The organism is Bradyrhizobium guangdongense (assembly GCF_006483445.1).
GTDB classification, from domain to species: domain Bacteria; phylum Pseudomonadota; class Alphaproteobacteria; order Rhizobiales; family Xanthobacteraceae; genus Bradyrhizobium; species Bradyrhizobium guangdongense_A.
Genome location: NZ_PPPT01000084.1, coordinates 21,763 through 40,855, shown reverse-complemented (window position 1 = coordinate 40,855; position 19,093 = coordinate 21,763). Strand labels below are relative to the sequence as shown.

The 19,093-nt window shown below is 64.4% G+C and carries 19 protein-coding genes, 1 tRNA gene and 1 pseudogene; 9 read left to right on the top strand and 12 right to left on the bottom strand.

Annotated features, from left to right (window positions below; translation table 11 throughout):
• The 3 genes from C2U70_RS12090 to C2U70_RS12080 all read left to right on the top strand — a co-directional run.
• Positions 1-1,236 (top strand): putative bifunctional diguanylate cyclase/phosphodiesterase (locus C2U70_RS12090; protein ID WP_140978238.1); only part of this gene is annotated, 1,236 nt, incomplete at its 5' end.
• Between the two features lie 2 nt (positions 1,237-1,238).
• Positions 1,239-2,288, top strand: a complete 1,050-nt coding sequence (locus C2U70_RS12085) for a sensor domain-containing diguanylate cyclase (RefSeq protein ID WP_140978237.1) — start codon at positions 1,239-1,241, stop codon at positions 2,286-2,288.
• Between the two features lie 61 nt (positions 2,289-2,349).
• Positions 2,350-2,426 (top strand) — tRNA-Arg (locus tag C2U70_RS12080).
• Positions 2,427-2,579: 153 nt separating this feature from the next.
• On the opposite strand, the gene C2U70_RS12075 is transcribed toward C2U70_RS12080, so the two are convergent.
• Positions 2,580-3,179 carry a cysteine hydrolase gene (locus tag C2U70_RS12075; protein ID WP_140978236.1) on the bottom strand — a complete coding sequence of 200 codons (600 nt, stop codon included), beginning with the start codon at positions 3,177-3,179 and terminating at the stop codon, positions 2,580-2,582.
• A gap of 322 nt (positions 3,180-3,501) precedes the next feature.
• Between C2U70_RS12075 and C2U70_RS12070 the strand changes: the two genes are divergently transcribed.
• Positions 3,502-3,867 (top strand): ribbon-helix-helix domain-containing protein, encoded by a 366-nt coding sequence (locus tag C2U70_RS12070; protein WP_140978235.1) that lies wholly within the window; start codon positions 3,502-3,504, stop codon positions 3,865-3,867.
• A 28-nt stretch (positions 3,868-3,895) separates the two neighbouring features.
• Here the strand turns inward: C2U70_RS12070 and C2U70_RS12065 are convergent, their stop codons facing one another.
• Positions 3,896-4,129, bottom strand: coding sequence for a DUF6356 family protein (locus C2U70_RS12065; RefSeq protein WP_140978234.1), 234 nt, complete (start codon positions 4,127-4,129; stop codon positions 3,896-3,898).
• A gap of 126 nt (positions 4,130-4,255) precedes the next feature.
• On the opposite strand from C2U70_RS12065, the gene C2U70_RS12060 reads away from it, so the two are divergent.
• Positions 4,256-4,729, top strand: coding sequence for an Lrp/AsnC family transcriptional regulator (locus C2U70_RS12060; RefSeq protein WP_140978233.1), 474 nt, complete (start codon positions 4,256-4,258; stop codon positions 4,727-4,729).
• Positions 4,730-4,754: 25 nt separating this feature from the next.
• Here the strand turns inward: C2U70_RS12060 and C2U70_RS12055 are convergent, their stop codons facing one another.
• A complete protein-coding gene (locus tag C2U70_RS12055; protein WP_140978232.1) occupies positions 4,755-5,447 on the bottom strand; it encodes a DNA-3-methyladenine glycosylase I in 693 nt (230 codons plus the stop codon).
• Positions 5,448-5,635: 188 nt separating this feature from the next.
• On the opposite strand from C2U70_RS12055, the gene C2U70_RS12050 reads away from it, so the two are divergent.
• Positions 5,636-6,463: a metallophosphoesterase family protein gene (locus C2U70_RS12050; RefSeq protein WP_140978231.1), complete on the top strand. Its 828-nt coding sequence runs from the start codon at positions 5,636-5,638 to the stop codon at positions 6,461-6,463.
• Here the strand turns inward: C2U70_RS12050 and C2U70_RS12045 are convergent.
• The 4 genes from C2U70_RS12045 to C2U70_RS12030 all read right to left on the bottom strand — a co-directional run bounded on the left by C2U70_RS12045 (position 6,402) and on the right by C2U70_RS12030 (position 8,777).
• Positions 6,402-6,887 (bottom strand): Crp/Fnr family transcriptional regulator, encoded by a 486-nt coding sequence (locus C2U70_RS12045; protein WP_140978230.1) that lies wholly within the window; start codon positions 6,885-6,887, stop codon positions 6,402-6,404. The genes C2U70_RS12050 and C2U70_RS12045 overlap by 62 nt on opposite strands.
• 137 nt (positions 6,888-7,024) lie before the next feature.
• On the bottom strand, positions 7,025-7,768 hold the full coding sequence (locus tag C2U70_RS12040; protein ID WP_140978229.1) for a di-trans,poly-cis-decaprenylcistransferase: 744 nt from the start codon (positions 7,766-7,768) through the stop codon (positions 7,025-7,027).
• A gap of 30 nt (positions 7,769-7,798) precedes the next feature.
• The gene (locus C2U70_RS12035; RefSeq protein ID WP_140978228.1) at positions 7,799-8,173 is read right to left on the bottom strand and encodes a transcriptional regulator; all 375 of its coding nucleotides are present in this window, start codon (positions 8,171-8,173) and stop codon (positions 7,799-7,801) included.
• Positions 8,160-8,777: a hypothetical protein gene (locus tag C2U70_RS12030; protein ID WP_140978227.1), complete on the bottom strand. Its 618-nt coding sequence runs from the start codon at positions 8,775-8,777 to the stop codon at positions 8,160-8,162. Before C2U70_RS12030 ends, C2U70_RS12035 begins: the two co-directional genes overlap by 14 nt.
• Before the next feature lie 193 nt (positions 8,778-8,970).
• Here C2U70_RS12030 and C2U70_RS12025 point away from each other — a divergent pair, with 193 nt between their 5' ends.
• The gene (locus C2U70_RS12025; RefSeq protein WP_140978226.1) at positions 8,971-10,215 is read left to right on the top strand and encodes a S1C family serine protease; all 1,245 of its coding nucleotides are present in this window, start codon (positions 8,971-8,973) and stop codon (positions 10,213-10,215) included.
• Positions 10,216-10,365: 150 nt separating this feature from the next.
• On the opposite strand, the gene C2U70_RS12020 is transcribed toward C2U70_RS12025, so the two are convergent.
• The 4 genes and pseudogenes from C2U70_RS12020 to C2U70_RS12005 form a co-directional block, all read right to left on the bottom strand.
• Positions 10,366-11,100: a DUF899 domain-containing protein gene (locus C2U70_RS12020; protein ID WP_140978225.1), complete on the bottom strand. Its 735-nt coding sequence runs from the start codon at positions 11,098-11,100 to the stop codon at positions 10,366-10,368.
• Positions 11,101-11,121: 21 nt separating this feature from the next.
• Positions 11,122-11,454 (bottom strand): annotated as a pseudogene (locus C2U70_RS12015) (SRPBCC family protein); the annotation flags it as partial.
• An 11-nt stretch (positions 11,455-11,465) separates the two neighbouring features.
• Positions 11,466-11,915 carry an ArsR/SmtB family transcription factor gene (locus tag C2U70_RS12010; RefSeq protein ID WP_186294202.1) on the bottom strand — a complete coding sequence of 150 codons (450 nt, stop codon included), beginning with the start codon at positions 11,913-11,915 and terminating at the stop codon, positions 11,466-11,468.
• A gap of 151 nt (positions 11,916-12,066) precedes the next feature.
• Complete coding sequence (locus C2U70_RS12005) at positions 12,067-13,041, bottom strand: Bug family tripartite tricarboxylate transporter substrate binding protein (protein ID WP_140978223.1); 975 nt, start codon at positions 13,039-13,041, stop codon at positions 12,067-12,069.
• 234 nt (positions 13,042-13,275) lie between these two features.
• Here C2U70_RS12005 and C2U70_RS12000 point away from each other — a divergent pair, with 234 nt between their 5' ends.
• The gene (locus C2U70_RS12000; RefSeq protein WP_140978222.1) at positions 13,276-14,856 is read left to right on the top strand and encodes an AMP-binding protein; all 1,581 of its coding nucleotides are present in this window, start codon (positions 13,276-13,278) and stop codon (positions 14,854-14,856) included.
• 147 nt (positions 14,857-15,003) lie between these two features.
• On the opposite strand, the gene C2U70_RS11995 is transcribed toward C2U70_RS12000, so the two are convergent.
• Positions 15,004-16,098, bottom strand: coding sequence for an HD-GYP domain-containing protein (locus C2U70_RS11995; protein WP_140978221.1), 1,095 nt, complete (start codon positions 16,096-16,098; stop codon positions 15,004-15,006).
• A gap of 337 nt (positions 16,099-16,435) precedes the next feature.
• Between C2U70_RS11995 and C2U70_RS11990 the strand changes: the two genes are divergently transcribed.
• On the top strand, positions 16,436-19,021 hold the full coding sequence (locus C2U70_RS11990; protein WP_186294201.1) for an autotransporter outer membrane beta-barrel domain-containing protein: 2,586 nt from the start codon (positions 16,436-16,438) through the stop codon (positions 19,019-19,021).
• Positions 19,022-19,093: the final 72 nt, after the last annotated feature.

The following is a 19,093-nucleotide window of genomic DNA, read 5'->3' as shown; positions in this document are numbered from 1 at the left end:
ATCGAGCGCGAGCTCGCGAAGGTCGCGCAAGGCCACCAGTTCGCCCTGCTCTATATCGACATCGACGAATTCAAGGGCATCAACGATTCGCTCGGCCACCATGTCGGCGACGAACTCCTGAAGGAGGTCGCGAGCCGTATCCGCAACTGCCTCAAGCCGGGCGATCTGATCGCGCGGCTCGGCGGCGACGAATTTGCGGTGATCCAGACCGGAATCGAATCCTCCGCCGACACGCTGACCTTCGTGACGCGGATCCACGAAGCCATCCGCCGGCCCTATCACTGCCTCGGCCACCAGCTTTCGACCGATGCCAGCATCGGTATCGCGCTGGCACCGCAGGACGGCGCCGATCTCGACCAGCTCATCAAGAACGCCGACCTCGCGATGTACGGCGCTAAGGCCGAAGGACGCCGCACGTACCGCTTCTTCGTGCCCGCGATGGACGCGAGCGCCAAGGCGCGCCTCGCCATGGAGCAGGATTTGCGCCAGGCCATGATCGACGGCGGTTTCGAGCTGCACTATCAGCCCCTGGTCAATCTGCGCAGCAACGAGGTCGCCGGCTGCGAGGCGCTGCTGCGCTGGCGGCATCCCGAACGCGGCATGGTCTCGCCGGCCGAATTCATTCCGGTCGCCGAAGACACCGGCCTCATCACCGAGCTCGGCGACTGGGTGCTGCGCACGGCCTGCATGGAAGCCGCGAACTGGCCGTCCAACATCCGCGTCGCCGTCAACGTCTCTCCCGTGCAGCTCAAATGCGAGACCCTGGCGCTGAAGATCGCCGGCGCGCTTGCCGCTTCCGGCCTGGACCCGCGCCGGCTCGAGCTCGAGATCACGGAAGCCGTGCTGATCCGCGACGACGAGGCCGCGCTGTCGATCCTGCACCAGTTGCGCTCGATCGGTGTCCGCATCGCGCTCGACGATTTCGGCACCGGCTATTCGTCGCTGAGCTATCTGAAGCGCTTCCCGTTCGACAAGATCAAGATCGACCGCTGCTTCGTCGCCGATATCGCCGACGAAGGCGGCGCCCCCGTGATCGTGCAGGCCGTGGTCAACATCGCCGCCGCCAGCAACATGACGACGGTGGCCGAAGGCGTCGAGACCGAGGCGCAACGCGAGATGCTGCGCAATCTCGGCTGCACCGAGATGCAGGGCTATCTGTTCAGCGCGCCGAAGGCGGCGGCCGACGTCCGAAAGCTGTTCGGCGGAAGCGCCGCGCAGATCGCGGCGGTGGCCTGACCATGGCAAAACCCCGCTCCCCGAAGAAATTCGACGTCGCGCATTCCTACGCGGTGCGGCTGATGCAGCATCTGGTCGTCCCGACTTTCGTGATCGATCCGCAGCGCCGCGTCGTGATCTGGAACCGGGCTTGCGAACGCCTGACCGGCGTCGCCGCCTCCGAGGTGATCGGCACCACAAAACACTGGCAGGCCTTTTACGGGACCAAGCGCCATTGCCTCGCCGACCTCGTCGCGCTCGACCTGCCCGAGCAATTGCCGGAGCTCTACTCGGAATATGCCGCACGGGGCCATAACGGCCTCGGCTTCAGCGCCGAAAACTGGTGCGTGATGCCGAAGCTCGGCAACCAGCTCTATCTCGCCATCGATGCGGGCCCGATCCATGATGAGGTCGGCAACCTCATCGCCGTGGTCGAGACGCTGCGCGACCTGACCGACCAGAAGCGCGCCGAGATGGCGCTGAAGGAGCTCGCCACCAAGGACGGGCTGACCGGTCTCTCCAACCGCCGCGCCTTCGACCAGAAGCTGATGACCGAATGGTCGCGCGCCCAGCGCACGCAACAGCCGCTGTCGCTCCTGTTCCTCGACGTCGACCATTTCAAGCTGTTCAACGACCGGCACGGTCACCAGACCGGTGACGAATGCCTGCGCGCGGTCGCCGGCGTGGTCAGCCGGCACGCCTGGCGCCCGCTCGACCTCGCCACCCGCTATGGCGGCGAGGAGTTTGCGCTGGTCATGCCGGAGATGAGCAGTGAGGAGGCCTGCGCGGTCGCCGAAGCGATCCGCAACGCGATCCTGGACCTGCAGATCGCCCATGGCGCCGAGGGCGCCGGCAAGCACGTCACGCTCAGCGTCGGCGTCGCCAGCCACATTCCCGCCGAGGCCGACGACCGCCCCGATCGCCTGCTGGGATCGGCCGACCAGGCGCTCTACGCCGCAAAGCGCCTCGGCCGCAACCGGGTGATCTCGGCCGAACAGATGTTGGCCGAATTCGCCCGTCTCGACCGCGATACGACGGAGGTTCCGGGCTCAAAGTCGCGCAAATCGGCCTGAAGCGATATCCCGCCGCGAGAGGTTGCCGCCCTCCCGCCAATCGGCTAAATGAGCGGTCACTGCACCCGTAGCTCAGCTGGATAGAGCGTTGCCCTCCGAAGGCAAAGGTCACACGTTCGAATCGTGTCGGGTGCGCCACTTCGGTTCGAAACGGACGCCCTCCATTTCTGCGTTCGAAGCCCGTCCGTGGCGTTCCATCTCTCTCACAAGTTTGCTGTACGATCACGGGCAGTCCACGCGACGCGCGTTTCCGACGTCGCGCGGATGTTCTCAGGATACGGGCATCCTGTCTCAGGACAGAAGTTTCAGGAACTCGCCATGATCCATCGGATGCGAAAACATTCCGAAATTGTGGGTCAGCGCCATGTCCTGCGCCTCCTGGCTCAGCGTTGCCGTGCAATCCTTCAGAGTGACGACGTCGAACCCGCGCTCGTAGGCGCTGCGCATCGTCGATTCGACGCAGCAATTGGTGAGAAAGCCACCCAGCACGACGGTCTGAATCCCCTTGCTGCGCAGGATGAAGTCGAGGTTGGTGCTGGGGAATGCGTCGAGACCACGCTTGCCTTCGATCACGATGTCCCCCGGATGCGGCTTCAAGACATCGACGATAGCTGCACCCCAGGTATCCTTGCGAAATGCCTTGTTGTCGACGACACCCTTCAGGATGCCGTAGGGACTGCCGCTCAGTTCGCCGTACCCTTCGGCGAAGGTGATCGGCGCATGCATGATGACTGCGCCAGCCTCGCGCGCCCTCGTCGCCACAGCGACCGTGTTTGCCAGCATGTTGTTCGATTGCATCACGCCTTTGACGCCGTCGTGAAAGACGCCCCCGGGCGACGTGAAGTCGTTCTGGTATTCGATCAACACGACGGCTGTGGTTTTCGGATTCATGATCTTGCTCCTGCTGTTTCCCGCCTGGACTGTCCCGCGCCCATGAGCGTGGTCCGACTGCCGAAAGGCGAGCCAAGCTACGTCGGATCGTTTCGCTGCTGGTAACAACCGGTTGCTACGGCAGTCACGGGATGACGCTCATGAAGCCCCCCGACACTTCACCGCGTAGTAATCCGTTACTACGAGAGAGGCAGCCGAACGACCCGGCCTGATGCCGTCAGCGAGGCGCCTGGGCAGGAAAGATGTGGCGACACGCTTGTGAGGAAGCTAAGGTCATTCCAAACTCGCGGTTTATCGATACATGCGGGGAGTGGAGGAGCTCATGTGCAAGATTTTCGTTTGCGCCGACCCAGCCCTCTATGAGACCAGCACGCGATCGCTGCGGTTGCATGGCGTCGTGACAAGCATCCGATTGGAAGACCATTTCTGGCAGGTGCTGGATGAAATCGGCCGACGCGACGGCATGAGCGTCAACCAGCTCATCACCAAGCTCTACGATGAAATCAGCGAAGCCCGCGGCGAGGTTCGGAACTTCACATCGTTCCTTCGCGTGTGCTGCCTGCGCTATTTGTCACTGCAAATATCGGGCGGCATTCCCAGCGACGTCTCGATTCCCATTCGTTCGCTGGACGCGGATGCCGTGCTCGCACGGAGCAAGCCGCTTGCGCTCGAGCTTCCGGCGATCTGACATCCGCTCGACGTGATCGCGACGCCCGTTACTCCGCCGCCAGCAGCGTGTGGCCGCGGCGCGCGATGCGGTCGTGCATCTGGCGGATCATGCGGCTTGCGGTGGTCTCGAACAGGCAGGGGATGATTGCGTGCACCAGGGCCGCCAATGCGGCGCCGAACAGGCGCGCGGCGAAGCCGAGCGCGAACAGGAAATGCTCGCCGTAGGATTCGTCGACGCTCTCGGGGTGGGACAGGAATAGCCGGTGCAGGGTCGATGGCATGCGAAGCTCCAAGGGGCGGTTCGCCTGCAATCTTTGAGGATTCGGGCTGAGCAGATGTCCCAAATATCACACCATTTATACGGGTATGGTTGAATTTGGACGATGATTCGAACTATATTTGGGACAATGGACGAAACCGATCGAAAACTCCTCAACCTGATCCAGCGCGACGCGGCCCTCTCGCTTGACGAGCTCAGCGAACGGGCGGGGCTGTCCCGCAACGCCTGCTGGCGCCGCATCAAGCGGCTCGAGGATGACGGCATCATCAAGGGCCGCGTGACGCTGCTCGATGCCAGCAGCATCAATGTCGGCCTGACCGCCTTCATCACGCTGCGCGCCACCGAGCACAGCGCAAAATGGCTCGACCAGTTCTCGAAGGCCGTGCGCGACATTCCGGAGATCATCGGCGTCTACCGCATGACCGGCGATGTCGACTATCTGCTGCAAGCCGTCATTCCTGATGTCGCCGCCTACGACCAGCTCTACAAGCGCCTGATCGGGCGGATCACGCTCGCGGACGTGTCATCGTCATTCGTGATGGAGGAGATCAAGACGACGACGGTGCTGCCGCTCGACTACGCGCCGGAGCGAGGCGAGTGAGGCCGCGGCTTGCACATGTCGTCTCTCAAGGCTTCTCGCTCCGATTCTCTCCCACCGACAGCGCGCAGATGCGCGAGATGTGGGCGTAGGGCAAGCCGCTCTCCTTGGCCCAGGCGTTGAACTGCGCCTGCACCTTTGCGAGATCGCCTTTCGACTTCACCTCTTCGGCGATGTCGAGGCCGGCATCGCGCAGGCAGGCGACGACGTCCTTGGAGGTGACAAAGCCGTCCCAGCCGATGAAGCGCAGCAGCATCTGGCCGGTGTTGCCGCCAAGACGGCTGCCGCGCTTGGTGAGGAGATCGAGCAAGCCCACTTCGTCTGACGACGGCCACTTCGCCAAAAATCTTCCAAAGCTGCCGTGTTCTTTTGCGATCGCCTGCACGAAGGCGGCATTCTCGCGCACCGACATGATCTTGGCGCCGTTGCGCACGATGCGCGCGTCGCGCAGCAGGTCTTCCCAATAATCCTCGGGCTGGAAGCTGAGTTTTGCCGGCTCGAAGTGGAGAAAGGCCTCCTCAAAGCCTTCCCATTTGTTCTCGATCACGCTCCAGGCAAAGCCCGCGCAGAACACCCGCTTGGTCATCTCGGCGAGGATGCGGTCGTCGCCGAGTCTTGCGAGGCGCTTCAAGTCCGGCTTCTCAGGCATCAGCTTGTCCAGCGCCTTCGGGCCGCCCTTGCGTTTCTCGGCTCTGGCGCGAATGGATTTGAAGGTGGTCATGGCGTCCCCGGGCGTTGAGCCACCACGACACCAGACTTGGCCGGGGACGTCCAGCCTTCCCCCTGGATTGCGCCGCAGCATGACTTCGGACCGATTGGTCGCTCGTAAGGCCGCAGCAATGGTCTGCTTCTTGCTTGCAAATTCGCGGAATTTGCACTCTTTTCATTGACTGACCCAATGGATTTTCAATGCGCTGCCTGGTCGTTGCCGACCTGCATTACTCGCTGCCACAGTTCGACTGGCTGCTGAGCGCCGCGCCGCAATTCGATCTCGTTATCTTCGCGGGCGATGCGCTGGATGTCGGATCGATGGTCGATTTCCGCGCGCAGATCGTGGTGGTGAAAAAATACCTTGCGCTGCTCGCGAGCCAGACGCGAGTGATCCTGTGCTCGGGCAATCACGATCTCGACGAGCGCAGTGCCGAAGGCGAAAAGATCTCGCGCTGGATCGCCGAGGTGCGTGAACTCGGGATCGCCTGCGACGGCGATGGCTTCACGCTGGGCGACACGCTGTTCACGGTGTGCCCGTGGTGGGACGGGCCGCTCGTGAAGCAGCGTCTCACCGAGCAGTTGCGCGAAGCCGCCGCCAACCGTCCGCAGCGATGGGTCTGGGCGCATCACGCGCCGCCGGCGAACTCACCGACGAGCTGGGGCGGCAAGCGCTTCTTCGGCGATGTCGACCTCGTGCAATGGATCGGCGAGTACAAGCCGTCGATGGTGATCTCCGGCCATGTGCACCAGTCGCCGTTCATCCCCGACGGCTCGTGGTTCGATCGGCTCGGCGACACCTGGGTGTTCAACACCGGCCTGCAGCATGGCAGGCCGCCGACGCACATCGTGCTCGATCTCGACGTAAACCGCGCCTACTGGCTTGCGGCCGGCGAAGCGCAATGGATCGATCTCAATGCGCCCTTGCTGCGGCCCGCGCATCCGGTCGTCGAACCGCCGGACTGGCTCACATCCTTGGATCGGATTGCCGATCCGAGCCTGGCTCGACCTCAAGCTGCGGCAGGTTGATCATGCTTTGCAGGACATCGCCGACCATCGCGAGATGCGTGCCGTGGCCGGCATATTGCCGCTTGAGATCGGCGAGATAGGTGTTCGCGACGTTGAGCCGCTGCGCCAGCATCCGCGCGAGCATCAGCGCCACGGCCGGCTCCTGGATCAGGAACGAGGCGGCATCCTGAAATTCGTAGATGGTCGAGTCCTGGGAGGCCCGCACCGTCGCGGTGTGCGGCCGGTCCAGCAGCACCGACATCTCGCCGAAGACGGCGCCGGGCTCGGCAATGGTCGCCACCACCGTGCCGCCCTTGATGACCTCGAGCTTGCCGTCCATCAGCACATAGAGATGGCCGGTGGAGCCGCCCTCGGTGAGGATCAGCTCGCCGGCCTTGATCTGCCGCTCCGTCCCGCCCGAGCAATAATCCAGAACTGCGCGCATGAACGTCACCCCCAATGCGTAGGAGACTAGGCACGGGCGCGGTGGCCGTCGAAGGGATTAATATGGCGCGCTGCTCAAATTTTCGGCACCGCCGGGATTCCGCATCGCGTCAAAGGCTTGACATCAAAGGCTTGACGTCAAAGGCTTGGCGCCGGCTCCAGCGGCATCGATTGCAGGCCGCCGAAGCGACGCTCGCGGCCGTGGAACGATGCCAGCGCTTCGGCGAGATCGACGGCCTCGAATTCCGGCCACATCCGCTCGGTGAAGTGCAGCTCTGCATAGGCGCCTTCCCAGAGCAAAAAGTCCGATAGCCGTTTTTCGCCGCTGGTGCGGATGATGAGATCGACGTCGCGCAATCCGGCCTCGCCGGTGACGAGCTGCGAAAACGCTTCGCGGGTCAGGCTCGTCAGCGCGGCCGCCTTCGCGGCGGCATTGAGGATGGCGTCGCGCGCGGAGTAGTCCACGGCGATACGCAGATTGAGGACATCGCCATTGGCGGTCGCCTGCTCCGCGCGCGCGATCGCGTTTGCGATCCCCTCGGGCAGGCGATCGCGGCGGCCGATCACGGTGAGACGGACGCCGTTCTTGACCAGGCTCGCGACTTCGTTGGCGAGATAGAAGCGCAGCAGCGTCATGAGCGCTGCGACCTCGGTCTTTGGCCGGCGCCAATTGTCGGTCGAGAACGCGTAGAGCGTCAACGTGCCGATGCCCTGCTTGGGTGCGGCTTCGACGATGCGCCTGATCGTCTCGACACCGGCCTCATGCCCGCGCGCGCGCGACAGGCCGCGCCGCGTGGCCCAACGGCCGTTGCCATCCATGATGATGCCGACGTGAAGCTTTTCCTGAAGCTTGGCTTGCTTGGTCGTGACGTCACTTTGCATCGCAAAGTCTCCAATCAAAAAAGGGGGCAATCAGGTCGGTAGAATGCCGAGGCGGCCGAGCGGCGGCGCTTCGCGGCCGGCGGCCTTGGCGGCGTCGCGCACCAGCCGCTCGAGCACGCTGAGATAATCGAGGAAGCGGCGGCGGCCGGCCTTGGTCAGACGGCAGGTGGTGTGCGGGCGGTTGCCCTCGTAACCCTTGATGACGTCGACGAGACCGGCCTCCTGCAGCACGGCGAGGTGCCTGGAGAGATTGCCGTCGGTCAAACCGCAGAGCTGCTTGAGGTCGGCGAACGCAAGTCCCTTCGGATGCGCCATCAGCGAGGTCAGGAGTCCGAGCCGCGCCTTCTCATGAATGACGCGGTCGAGCCCCTCATAGGAAAACGGCGCGCTGTCAGTGTTCGACATCGTTGTCTCCAGACGCGAAATGCAAAATGCCGGCCATCACCGACTGCCCGATCACGAAGGGCAGTCCCATGGTCCAGGGCGAAAGCATGTGGCTGTGGCTCGCCAGCACCACGACGACGAATCCCGAGACGAAATACCAGGCACCCGCCAGCGCCACGGTCCGCGGCAATGAGCGGACGGAGGCGAAGATGCCGAGCGACACAAGTATCTGCCACAGGCCGGGCAGCAGCCAGAGCGTCTCGTCCGCGAATTTCCACATCACCACGGCGAGCAGCACGCCGGCGACGCCCGCGGGCAAAAACTGCTCGATGGCCTGATGGATCATCGCATCCGCCAGGCCTGAATGATGCCGCTGCGACCGCGCGCGCATCTCGACCCAGATCATGGTGCCGGACAGCGCGGCCGCGACCGCCCAGCCGAGAAAGAAGGCGACGGGTTGTCCGGTCGGATCGTCGAGAAGGAGGACCTGCAGCAGCGCGGTGAGCAGGGCCACGGCGCCGGTGGCCGCCATCGTCGCCGGCCCGTAGCCGCGAAATGCGGTGCCGGCAGCGATCTGGCTGCGAATCGCCACGATATCGGCCAGCGCCTTGTCGAGATCGCGCATCTGCAAAACGCTTAAACCTCGCTGCCCTGCCGCCCATGGCGGCTTCGCATTAACTTTGTATTGCAAAGTATACGCCATCGCAAAGTAAAAGCAAGACCGCTGCGCACCGTGAAAGCGCACGGACAACTGCCGGTTGCCCCACCCTCCTTCTCGCGGATAAGATGCCGGGCGCGTGGGCGTTCCGGGGGTCGAGATGCGGAAGTTGTGGGGTATTGCGTGCGCGGTGCAGTTGGCGCTGGCTGGACCGGCGCACGCGGCAGGGCCGTTCGGCACAATTACGATCGGCAACTGGATCGGCGGCGCATTCAGCAACGACGAGACGGGCGCCTTCTCGCATTGCGCAGCCACCGCCCCCTACGCCAATGGCGTCGTCCTCGTGATCGGGCAGAATGCTTCGGGTGCATGGCTTCTTGGCTTCGGCAGCCCGAGCTTTCGACTGAACAAGGGCGACAGCGCGCCGATCGATGTGATCTTCGACGGCCAGGAACAGGCGCGGCTGTTCGCGATCGCCAACAACTCCAACTCTATGACGGCCATCCTGCCGCTCAACGTCGCGCGCACGCTCCAGAAGTCGAGTCTGATGGTGGTGACGGTCAATGGCAGCAAGCCGCTTCAGTTTCAGTTGACGTCGACCGCGCCGGTGATTGCTGCGGTTGCCAATTGCGTGACCAAAGTCAAAGCCGACGGGCTCGGGAAAGCCGGTGACTTCACGAAGGTGGCGGCCAAGCCGGCGGCCACCGACAAAGCCGCACCGCCTGCCGGCAAACCCGGCAAGACGGTCAGTTCCACCGGCACGGGCTTCGTGGTCAGCGCCAACGGCCACATCGTCACCAATCATCATGTGATCGACGGCTGCGTCGGCGACATCAAGGGCAATCTCACCGGCGAGGCCACCAGCGTGCTGCGGGTGGTGTCGCGCGACGCGACCAACGACCTCGCACTGCTCCAGGCTCCCTCGACAACGACGTTCAAGGATTACGTCAGGATCCGCGATCGCTCCATCCGCTCCGGCGATTCGATCGTGGCGATCGGATTTCCCTATCATGGGCTACTGACGTCCGACTTCACGGTGACCACGGGCATCGTAAGCTCGCTCAGCGGCATTTTGAACGACACCCGCCATTTGCAGATCAGCGCGGCGGTTCAACCCGGCAACAGCGGCGGACCGCTGTTCGATACGTCCGGCCAGCTCGTCGGCGTCGTCGTCGCAAAGCTCGACGCGCGGACGATGATCAAGGCGACGGGAACGATCCCCGAGAACATCAATTTTGCGATCAAGACCGGCGCGCTGCGTGATTTCCTCGACAACAGCGTCGTACCCTACCAGACCGCGGAGCCCAAAGGCGAGCTCAAGACCACCGACATCGCCGGTAACGCGCGCGCCTATACGATGCTGATCGCCTGCAACGCGGCGGAGCAGGCGGACGCGAAGCGGTAGGCTGTCGCAACATACTCGCTGTCATGCCCCGGCTTGACCGGGGCATCCAGTACTCCGCGGCGGGAATTCGTTCACACAACCATGGCCTCTGGGATACTGGATCGCCCGATCGAGTCGGGCGATGACAGCAGCGCTTGTGGCCCGAGCGCCCTACCCGTGGCAGCACGCGTCCTTCGCGCCCGGCTGATACTGATCCCGCAACCGCACCCAGTCCATCGGATAGGGCAAACCGTCCTCGTGACGGCCGAGCGGCGTGAGATCGAGATACTGATAGGCCGCGTTCATCATGTCGAGGCCGCGAGCGAAGCAGGAATAGGTGTGGAACACCGCGCCCGTTTCGTCGCGATAGAACACGCTGATGCCGGGGAGCTCGGGACCATAGAACGGCGTGGTGCCAAAATTGTATTTTGGTTCGCCCTTCGCGATCTCTTCGCGCGTGAACGAGACCTCGTAATCGTGGTTGAAGTCGTTGCCGCCGGAAGAGACCCAGTCAAAGGTCCAGCCCATCCGTTTCTTGAAGGCTTCGAGCTTGGCGACAGGTGCGAGCGAGATCGCGACCATGGTCGTGTCACGCGCGGCGAGATGCGGCACCATGCGCTCAAAACCGTCGGCCCAGAACGAGCAGCTCTTGCAAGCCGCGTCCCAATCGGGCGCGAACATCACATGCTGCACCACGAGCTGCGGACGCCCTCTGAAGAGATCGGCGAGCGTCACCTTGCCGTTCGGACCGTCGAAGACGTAGGCCTTGTCCACCTTGACCCAGGGCAAGGCGCGCCGCTCCTCCGCGAGACGCTCGCGTGCCTGCGAAAGCTCCTTCTCATGCGCGAGGTGCGCCTTGCGGGCTTCCAGCCACTTTTCGCGCGAGACGATCTGGTGTTGCGGCATCGGGCTTCTCCTCTGATGGGATCAGGCGACGAAGGCGTCGAGCTTGTCGAAGAACGAGCTCCAGCCGCGCTGATGATTGTCGCGTGCGGTTTCGTCGAAGAACTGGGCGTGATGAAAGATCATCAGCGTACCGCCATCGTCCGGCTTGAACGAGATCGTCACCAGCGATTCGCGCTCCGGCGTCGAGTGCCAGGCCCAGGAGAATACCAGCCGCTCGTTCGGCACCACCTCGCGATAGATGCCGCCGGCCTCGAAATATTCGCCGTCGTCGCGGACAAAGCTGATCCGGTAGCGGCCGCCGATGCGGACGTCGAGATCGGCCTGCACCGTCGCCGGCTTCATGTTCGGCGGACCGAACCACTGCGCTAGCTGCTCGGCTTGCGTCCACGCGGCAAAAACCCTTTCCGGCTTCGCGCGGAGCCGCCGCGTGAGGGTGAGGCTCGGACGCTCGCTGGGGCGGGCTGCGGCTGCTTGGTTGACGGCCATGGGTCTTCCTCCACAAAAGCGGCAAGGCGATCGAGTTTCTCGGACCAGAAGCGCGCGTAGCGATTGAGCCAATCCATCGCCTGCTCCATCGGCTGCGCCGTGAGCCGGCAAGCAACCGTCCGCCCGGTCTTCTCGCGCACGATCAGGCCCGCATCCGACAGCACGTCGAGATGCTTCATGATCGCGGGCAACGAGATCGGAAACGGCTCGGCCAATTCGCTCACCGACTGGCCGTCGCGCTTGCCGAGCCGCGCCAGCAGCGCGCGGCGCGTCGGATCGGACAGCGCTGCGAAGGTGCGATCCAGTGTCTCTGTCTGATACTTAACCATAAGGTTTAGTATATGCGCAAGCCCGAAGGCGTCAAGCCGGAACGCGCGGGCGTTCCCTCGCACAAGCGCGTGATCGCGACTCATGACCGGCACACGAAAAAGCCCCGCCTCGCGGCGGGGCTTCGATCCTCATACGAATGACCGAGGTTCGTTATTCGACTTTCAACCCGGCGAACTCGACGACCTTCTTCCACTTGTCGGTTTCGGCCTTGACCATGTCGCCGAATGCTTCGGGCGTTCCGATCAGGGGCTCGCCGCCGAGCTCGACCAGGCGCTTCTTGATGTCGGGCTCGGCCAGGACCGCGTTGACCTCGCCATTTAGCTTGGCGATGACTTCCTTCGGCGTGTTCTTCGGCGCGCCCATGCCGAACAGCGCGCTCGCCTCGTAGCCGGGAACGGTCTCGGCGACGGTCTGGACATCGGGCAGCAGCGGCGACCGCTCGGTCGACGTGACGCCGAGCGCACGCAGCGAGTTGGAACGGATGTGCTGGATGATCGAGGGCATATTATCGAAAATCACCTGCACCTGTCCGCCGAGCATGTCGGTGATCGCGAGTGCGGCGCCGCGATACGGCACGTGCTGCATCTTGGCGCCGGTCATCGCCATGAACAATTCGCCGGAGAGATGCACGGAGGTGCCGTTGCCGGAGGACGCCATGTTCACCTTGCCGGGATTGGCTTTCACGTAGGCGATAAACTCGGCGACGGTCTTCGCCGGCACGTCCTTGTTGACCGTCATCACGTTCGGCACGCGGTTGAAGGCCGCAACCGGCGCAATGTCGCGCACGAAGTTGAACTTGAGATTGGCGTAGAGCGTGGCGTTGATGTAGTTCGCGGGATTGACCAGCAGGATCGTGTAGCCGTCCGGCTCGGCATTGATGACGGACTCGGTGCCGATATTGTTGCCGGCGCCGGGCTTGTTCTCGATGATGAATTGCTGGCCGAGCTTTTCCGACAGCCGCTGGCCGATCAGCCGCGCGATGATATCGGTGGCGCCGCCCGGCGGATAAGGAACCACCCATTTCACCGGCCGGGCCGGATAGTCGGCTGCAAAGGCCTTCGACAACGGGCTGGCTGCGAGGGGACCGGCGGCAAGCAGGCCGAGCGCGGAGCGGCGAGTGATCATCTCAGGTCTTCTCCCGAATTGTTGTTCTTGAAGGCTGCGTGGGCCGGGTTGTAACAAAGCGCGCGGCTCGCGAAAAGTGCGCGCAATGCATCGCGACCAAAGGATAAGGCACCACGCAGTGAACGCGTGGCGGCTATATGCCGCGCGCATTTGATCCGCGGGCCATCCAGTGGCAGGAAGACGCAATAATCTGAAGGCAGCCGCCGCCAAGATGCAGGCTGCACGGGAGGACGCATGCCCAATCAACAGACAGCACCGGGAATCGTAGGACCTTTTGCCGGGCTCGACGTGCCCTGGCTCCTCAAGATGCGGGCCGAGGTGCGCAGCTCACATCCCTTCCTGATCTGGGCGCCGTTCGACGCGCCGGCGCGGCGCTGGACCTATGGCGAGTTTCACGAGCGGGTCGGCGCGCTGGCGGCAGGCCTCGCCGGGCGCGGCGTCAAGCCCGGCGAGTATGTGCTCATTCATCTGGACAATTGCATCGAGGCCGTGCTGGCGTGGTTTGCCTGCGTCGAGCTCGGCGCCATCGCCGTCACCACCAACACGCGCTCCGCTCCGGCCGAGATGGAATATTTTGCGGGCCATTGCGGCGCGGTCGCCGCGATCACGCAACCGGCCTATGCCGAGATCATCGCCACCAACTGCCGCAACCTGCGCTGGATCGCGGTCACCTCGCATGACGCCGGTGCGGCGCCAGCGCGGACCGTCGAGCGCGGCGAGCGGTTCGAGGCGCTGTTTGCAGATAGCGCCGACCGGCCGCGGCGCGCGACCGATCCGTTCGCGCCGTGCAGCGTGCAATACACCTCCGGCACGACGTCGCGCCCGAAGGCCGTGCTGTGGACCCACGCCAACGCGCTATGGGGCGCCAAGATCAATGCCGCGCATGAAGACCTGCATGCAATAGACGTGCACCAGACCTATCTGCCGCTGTTCCACACCAATGCGCTCGCTTATTCCATGCTGGCGACATTGTGGGTCGGCGCGACCTGCGTGATCCAGCCGCGCTTCTCGGCAAGCCGGTTCTGGAGCGTTGCGCTCGAGCACGGCGCGACCTGGACCTCGACGATCCCGTTCTGCATGAAGGCGCTGCTCGAGCACGAGATCCCGAAGAACCACAAATTCCGTTTGTGGGGCACGGCCGTGAACGAACCGCCGCCCTTCGCCGTGTTCGGCGTCAAGATCATCGGCTGGTGGGGCATGACCGAGACCATCACCCACGGCATCGTCGGCGAGGTGGACCAACCCAACATTCCGATGTCGATCGGCCGCGCCGCGCAGGAGTATTCCATCCGCATCACCGACGATGACGGACGGCCGACCGAGGTCGGCGGCACCGGCAACCTCCTGATCAAGGGCATTCCCAGCCTGTCGCTATTCGCCGAATATCTCCACAACGAGAAGGCGACGCGCGAGAGCTTTGACGAGCACGGCTACTTCATCACCGGCGATCGCGTCACGCTCCTGGAGAACGGTTTTATCAGGTTCGGCGACCGCGCGAAGGACATGCTGAAGGTCGGCGCCGAGAACGTCGCGGCCTCCGAGATCGAGCAGGTCGTCATCACCGTCGCCGGCGTGCGCGAGGCCGCCGTGGTCGCCAAGAAGCATCCGATGCTGGACGAAGTGCCCGTCGTGTTCATCATCCCGCAAGGAGGCGTAGCCGGGGCGCCCGGGGATTTGCAGGACAAGGTGATCGCCGCCTGCCGCGCAGGTCTTGCCGATTTCAAGGTGCCGCGCGAGGTCCATCTCGTCGACGACATGCCGCGCTCGACGCTGGAGAAGGTTGCGAAGGCAGAGTTGCGGAAGATGCTGGAGTAGGTGCTGTAGGGTGGGCAAAACCATCGGGACGCGCGAACGCGCGTTCGATGGTGTGCCCACCGTGTCTGTTACGATGATCGAAAGATGGTGGGCACGGCGCGCGAAAAGCGCGCCTTTGCCCACCCTACGGCAGCAGCGATTGCTGCGTCAGAACGAGCCGAGCGCGACGGGGCGGAACGCCTGCAGGAGTTGCTGGTCCAGCTTGTCGCCCATGCCTTCCATCATCGCGAACGCGCGCGAATGGGTGAAGGGCATGCGATAGGCGCGCTTCTCGACCAGCGCCGCATAGATGTCGACGATGGTCGTCAGCCGCACGATGTCGCTGATCTGGTTCGACGACAGCCCGTTCGGATAGCCGGTGCCGTCGAGGAATTCGTGGTGATGCAGCACGACGTCGAGCATTTCAGGCGGGAAGCCGCCTTGTGCCGCGAGCGCCTCGTAGCCGCGGCGCGGGTGCTGGCGCACCTCGGCGAGCTCCTCGTCGGTGAGCTTGCCCGGCTTGTCCAGAAGCTTTGAGGGAACGAAGGCCTTGCCGACGTCGTGCAGCAGCGCGGCGCGGGTCAGGCGGCGCTGGTCGTCCTCGCGCATGCCGAGATGCTGCGCGAAGGCAACCGCAAAGCCGGTGACGAACAGGCAGTGACGGTAGCTGCCGACATGGTGGCAGCCGACGGTGGTCAGCCACTCCCGCAGCGAGGAGTGCTTGATGGCTTTGAGGATCTTGCTTTCGGCCGCGATGACGTCGTCGAAGGTCAGGGGAATGCCGAGCGGTAGTTTTTCGAACATCTTTGCCAGCACCGCATGCGCCGCCTCGACGCCGCGGTTCAGCGTCTTGCCGCGATCGGTCGCGTCATAGGTGGTGGTGTCGGGGAAGGCGGCGCGGATGCGCTGCAGGATCGCCTCCGGCTGCAGCGGCCGCGAGATCGTGTCGGTGGCACCCAGCGCCCAGGCCTGCATGGTGCCGTGGTGAAGCGCGTCCGCCAGCACGAACAGCCGCGGCATCGCGCGATAGGCATCGCCGCGCAGCTTGTTGCGCACCCGCTGCACGCTTTCGGGCGAACGCAGATTGACGTCGACGACGATGCCGGACAGGTCGCTTCCAGGACGGTCGGGAATATCCTGGGTCGAGACCGTCGAGACCTCGCCGACCGCTTGCAGGATGTCGGCAAGCTCGGTGCTCTTGTCGCTCCGGTCGGAGGCGAGCAGAAGCCGGCGTTGGGCGGCGGATTTCGGTGACGCGGTCATGGCTTCCCCAGCAGCGTGTACTTCGTGTCGATTGCACCAGCCTAAGCGACATCAGGTTCTCCGGCCCTTAAGACGCGTGCTGAACGGGAAGCTACGGGAATCGGTAAAAGTTTAGGGAATCGGCGAGGCTGCAAAAGGGAGTGAGAACAACCCCATGCAAAGTAGAAGGGGCGTTGAGGGATAAGGGGAATTTTGCTCCGTCATGGCCGGCTTTTGTCCCGGGAATCTGCGTCGTTTGCGCCACACTCTGTCAAAGGTTGTGGTGGTTGCATGGCACCGCATTGACTTTGGATCGGCCGGCGACGAAGTCTTGGAACAAGGGGACAGAGGGGCAAAAATGCAAGAGAAGGTGCGCGTCGCGGTCAAGCCTTCGAGCATCGGCTCCGAGTCAGGGCGTCCGGCAGCCGCCACGCTGCTTCGCCGCGCGCTCTTGTGCACCACCTCCCTGGCCGCGCTCGGACTGCTCGCGTCCACGACAGCCTCGCGCGCCAGCGATTGGACAGGCGCCGTCTCGACCGACTGGTTCACGGCCGGCAACTGGGCGGGCGGTGTTCCGACCGCCGCCGCCCCTGCGCGTGTCGATACGGTCACTCCCAATCCAGCGGTGGTCGCAGCGCCCGGTGCGCAGGCCCTTCTCGTGAACGTCGGCAATAATGGCACCGGCACGCTCACCATCCGGAACGGCGGCAGCGTCAGCAACATCACCGGCTTCGTCGGCTTCACTTTTGGTGCGACCGGCGCGGTGACGGTCGACGGTGCCGGCTCGACCTGGACCAATTCCAGCGATCTCACTGTCGGCGTTTCCGGCACCGGCACGCTCACCATCCGGAACGGCGGCAGCGTCAGCGACGCCAGTGGCTTCATCGGCAACTTTCCACTTTCGACCGGCAGCACGGTGACGGTCGACGGCGCCGGCTCGACCTGGACCAATTCCAGCAATCTCGTTGTCGGCATCGGCGGTGCGGGCACGCTGACCGTCCAGAACGGCGGCAGCGTCTCGGCTCCGAACGTGTCGATTGCCCTCGTGGCCGGCTCGACCGGCACGCTCAACATCGGCGCGGCTTTGGGCCAGCCGGCCGTAGCGCCGGGCACGCTGACCACGCCCACCATCGCATTCGGCGCCGGCAGCGGCCAGATCGTGTTCAACCACACCGCCTCGAACTATGTGTTCGCGCCGAGGATCTCGGGCGCCGGATCGGTGCGGGTCGAGGCCGGCACCACCATTCTCACGGCCACCAACACCTATACGGGCCCGACCACGATCGACGGCGGCACGCTCGTGGTCGACGGATCGATCGCCTCCTCGCTCACGACCGTCAATGCCGGCGGCACGCTCGCCGGCACCGGCGCGGTCGGCAGCACGACGGTTGGTAGCGGCGGCGCGCTGCTCGGCGGCAATGGTACCGCGGGCACCTCGCTAGCGATCTCAGGCAATCTCGCCTTCCAGTCAGGCGCGCTCTATCTCGTCGCGCTCAATCCCGCGACCGCCTCCTCCGTCAACGTCACTGGCACGGCCACACTCGGCGGGGCGACGGTCAATGCCATCTTTGCGCCCGGCAGCTACATCTCCAAGCACCACACCATCCTGAGCGCGAGCGGCGGCGTCTCCGGCACGTTCGCACCCAGCACGGTCAACAGCAATCTGCCCGCCAATTTCCACACCGCGCTCAGCTACGATGCCACCCACGCCTATCTCGACCTCATCCTCGACTTTGCGATTCCGGGCAATTTGAACGGCAACCAGCAGGCCGTCGGCAATGCGCTGACCAACTACTTCAACAGCAACGGCTCGATTCCGGTGACCTATGCGGCGCTCTCCGCGGCCGGCCTCTCGCAGGCCTCGGGCGAGCTCGGCACCGGCGCCCAGCAGCCGACCTTCAACGCCATGGGCCTGTTCCTGGGCCTGCTCACCGATCCCTTCCTCGATCGCGGCAGCGAATCCGCCCCCGTCTCCGCCGCGCCCGGCTATGCCGAGGAGAGCGAGAGCGCGATGGCTTACGCGGCGAAGAAGCGCAGTACGGCCGAACGCGAGGCCTATGCGATGTTCACCAAGGCGCCACCCGCGACCTTCACACAGCGCTGGAGCGTGTGGGCCTCAGGGTTCGGCGGCACGCAGCGCACCGACGGCAACACGGTGATGGGCTCGAACAACACCACGAGCAGCATCTTTGGCACAGCGGTCGGCGCGGACTATCTGCTCTCGCCGCGCACCATCGCCGGTTTCGCGCTCGCCGGCGGTGGCACGAACTTTAGCGTCACGGGCTTTGGCTCCGGCCGCTCCGATCTGTTCCAGGCCGGTGCCTATGTGCGCCACGTGGCGGGTGCGAGCTATATCTCGGCAGCTTTGGCCTATGGCTGGCAGGACATCACAACCAACCGCACGGTGACGATCGCCGGCGTCGACCAGTTGCGGGCCCAGTTCAACGCCAATGCATGGTCCGGCCGGGTCGAGGGCGGCTACCGTTTCGTCGCGCCATGGATCGGCGGCATCGGCCTCACGCCCTATGCGGCCGCGCAGTTCACCACCTTCGACCTGCCGGCCTATGCGGAGAGCGTGGTCTCCGGCGCCGGCACGTTTGCGCTGGCCTATGGCGCCAAGAGCGTCACCGATACCCGCACCGAGCTGGGCCTGCGGAACGACAAGTCCTTTGCCCGCAGCGACGGCATCGTGACGCTGCGCGGCCGGCTCGCCTGGGCGCACGACTTCAACCCGGACCGCGCGGCGGCCGCCACCTTCCAGGCACTGCCCGGCGCGAGCTTCGTCGTCAATGGCGCAAGGCAGGCGCCGGACTCCGCGCTGGTCACGGCGTCTGCCGAGATGAGATGGCTCAACGGCTGGTCGGCAGCGGCAACGTTCGAAGGCGAATTCTCCAACGTCACGCAAAGCTACGCCGGCAAGGGTGTGCTGCGCTATCAGCGGTAGACGCCTGACGAGTGTCGGTCTCGGTCAAAACCCGCCCGAGCATGACGACCTCCAAGCAATGAAAAAATCCGC

Excerpts from the sequence above, each read along its gene's own strand:
- C2U70_RS12085 (WP_140978237.1), top strand. The coding sequence starts at position 1,239 with ATGGCAAAACCCCGCTCCCCGAAGAAATTCGACGTCGCGCATTCCTAC.
- C2U70_RS12075 (WP_140978236.1), bottom strand. The coding sequence starts at position 3,179 with ATGAATCCGAAAACCACAGCCGTCGTGTTGATCGAATACCAGAACGAC.
- C2U70_RS12070 (WP_140978235.1), top strand. The coding sequence starts at position 3,502 with ATGTGCAAGATTTTCGTTTGCGCCGACCCAGCCCTCTATGAGACCAGC.
- C2U70_RS12065 (WP_140978234.1), bottom strand. The coding sequence starts at position 4,129 with ATGCCATCGACCCTGCACCGGCTATTCCTGTCCCACCCCGAGAGCGTC.
- C2U70_RS12060 (WP_140978233.1), top strand. The coding sequence starts at position 4,256 with ATGGACGAAACCGATCGAAAACTCCTCAACCTGATCCAGCGCGACGCG.
- C2U70_RS12055 (WP_140978232.1), bottom strand. The coding sequence starts at position 5,447 with ATGACCACCTTCAAATCCATTCGCGCCAGAGCCGAGAAACGCAAGGGC.
- C2U70_RS12050 (WP_140978231.1), top strand. The coding sequence starts at position 5,636 with ATGCGCTGCCTGGTCGTTGCCGACCTGCATTACTCGCTGCCACAGTTC.
- C2U70_RS12045 (WP_140978230.1), bottom strand. The coding sequence starts at position 6,887 with ATGCGCGCAGTTCTGGATTATTGCTCGGGCGGGACGGAGCGGCAGATC.
- C2U70_RS12040 (WP_140978229.1), bottom strand. The coding sequence starts at position 7,768 with ATGCAAAGTGACGTCACGACCAAGCAAGCCAAGCTTCAGGAAAAGCTT.
- C2U70_RS12035 (WP_140978228.1), bottom strand. The coding sequence starts at position 8,173 with ATGTCGAACACTGACAGCGCGCCGTTTTCCTATGAGGGGCTCGACCGC.
- C2U70_RS12030 (WP_140978227.1), bottom strand. The coding sequence starts at position 8,777 with ATGCGCGATCTCGACAAGGCGCTGGCCGATATCGTGGCGATTCGCAGC.
- C2U70_RS12025 (WP_140978226.1), top strand. The coding sequence starts at position 8,971 with ATGCGGAAGTTGTGGGGTATTGCGTGCGCGGTGCAGTTGGCGCTGGCT.
- C2U70_RS12020 (WP_140978225.1), bottom strand. The coding sequence starts at position 11,100 with ATGCCGCAACACCAGATCGTCTCGCGCGAAAAGTGGCTGGAAGCCCGC.
- C2U70_RS12010 (WP_186294202.1), bottom strand. The coding sequence starts at position 11,915 with ATGGTTAAGTATCAGACAGAGACACTGGATCGCACCTTCGCAGCGCTG.
- C2U70_RS12005 (WP_140978223.1), bottom strand. The coding sequence starts at position 13,041 with ATGATCACTCGCCGCTCCGCGCTCGGCCTGCTTGCCGCCGGTCCCCTC.
- C2U70_RS12000 (WP_140978222.1), top strand. The coding sequence starts at position 13,276 with ATGCCCAATCAACAGACAGCACCGGGAATCGTAGGACCTTTTGCCGGG.
- C2U70_RS11995 (WP_140978221.1), bottom strand. The coding sequence starts at position 16,098 with ATGACCGCGTCACCGAAATCCGCCGCCCAACGCCGGCTTCTGCTCGCC.
- C2U70_RS11990 (WP_186294201.1), top strand. The coding sequence starts at position 16,436 with ATGCAAGAGAAGGTGCGCGTCGCGGTCAAGCCTTCGAGCATCGGCTCC.